Annotated in this window: 2 protein-coding genes; both read left to right on the top strand. The window is 45.8% G+C overall.

The annotated features are described in order from the left end of the window. The first annotated feature begins 240 nt into the window (after window positions 1-240). Window positions 241-894, top strand: coding sequence for a hypothetical protein (locus tag D6694_07775; protein RMH42605.1), 654 nt, complete (start codon window positions 241-243; stop codon window positions 892-894). After that, window positions 891-1,280 (top strand): DUF4878 domain-containing protein, encoded by a 390-nt coding sequence (locus D6694_07770; GenBank protein RMH42604.1) that lies wholly within the window; start codon window positions 891-893, stop codon window positions 1,278-1,280. The genes D6694_07775 and D6694_07770 overlap by 4 nt, the downstream gene beginning before the upstream one ends. The last annotated feature ends 116 nt before the right edge of the window (window positions 1,281-1,396 follow it).

Below are 1,396 nucleotides of genomic sequence, written 5' to 3'. Positions count from 1 at the left end.
TTCGGCTCTGGGTAAGCGGCGCGGAAATTGCCAAGTTTGGCTATAATGAAATAGGCGAGTCTTGCCAGTGACGGCGAGCCGGTTACGCCCCCGTTAGCCCGTTATGATAGAAAACGCATTTCTTGGTCTTACCTAGTTGTCAATTTTACTGCCATGCTCTGAGGTCTCTATAGGTGCATCCTGCGCAAAAAAGACGTTGTCACATTAGAACACCTTTATGTCTACCTCAAAAATAAAGAAATGGGTATGAAATGGCAGTTTGCCAAATTGTTCCTCTTGCTGATGATAGTGTTGATGTTGATGGCAGGAAGCACGCCGCGCCGAAAGGCCGTGCCTGCAAATAGTATTGCTGTCTCTCTAAACGCATTGCCGGTGGTGGAAAGTGGTGACTTGGTGTTTCGACGGACCAATAGCGTGGGTGGTCAGTTTGTTGCCATGCTTGACCGTGAGCAATCTTTTTCCCATGTAGGAATAGCATATACGGGAATGGATAAGGTATATGTTATCCACGTTTTGCCTGTAGGGAATGAGGAAGTGCGTATCGAGCCACTCCAAACTTTTGTTGAACAATCAACATCTCTCGCTATCTACCGTCCTCATGGTATAGAGCAAAGGGTAATCAGTAATGCTGTCAGAAACGCATTAAGTTGGGTGGGCAGAAAACGTTTTGATCGCGATTTCGATATCTTTTCAGATAATATGTTGTACTGCACAGAACTTGTTTACAAAGCGTATAAAGATGCTGGAATAGATATTACTGATGGACAGTTCAACAGTGTGGACTTCCCTTTTTTGAAAGTAAAGGAGGTGATTTATCCATCATTGATAATTGAAAGCGGGCATTTCACATTAATCTACAGTACAGTGACACCTTTGAAAGGAGACGAACGATGAAAAATAAGATTTTGATCGTGTTTGCTATTCTATTGGGAGCAACGTTGTTGACAGGCTGTAGTGCTGGGCCGGGAAAAACAGTCCAACGCTTTTTTGTGGCAATAGACAAAGGGGAGATAGAAGAAGCAATAGGATACTTGTCGAGCTCAACTATCCAGAGTCTGGGATATGACAAGTGGCGAGCGGCATTGATTGAGGCATCTAACCAGATGGCGGCTGAAGGGGGGCTTAAATCTGTGAAGGTAGTAGAAGAAACAGTCAAAGGCGATATTGCACAGGTGACCGTGAAAATCGTTATGGGAAATGGGTCGGAGGAATCAGACAGTGTTGATTTGATCAAGGAGGATGGAGACTGGAAAATCAGGATAGATCCCTGGTCAAAATAAATGGAAACGGGCTAACCCTGCATGCACCCGACCCGCCTTCGGCGGTAGGTAAGCGGCGCGAAAATTGCCCGCTGTGGTTCTGGTTGAAGTTTCTTGGATTGCCCGGCACGGCGGGC

This window comes from Gammaproteobacteria bacterium (assembly GCA_003696665.1).
Lineage (GTDB): Bacteria > Pseudomonadota > Gammaproteobacteria > Enterobacterales.
The sequence above is the reverse complement of the archived record's forward strand: the minus strand, read 5'-3'. Positions and strand labels throughout refer to the sequence as shown.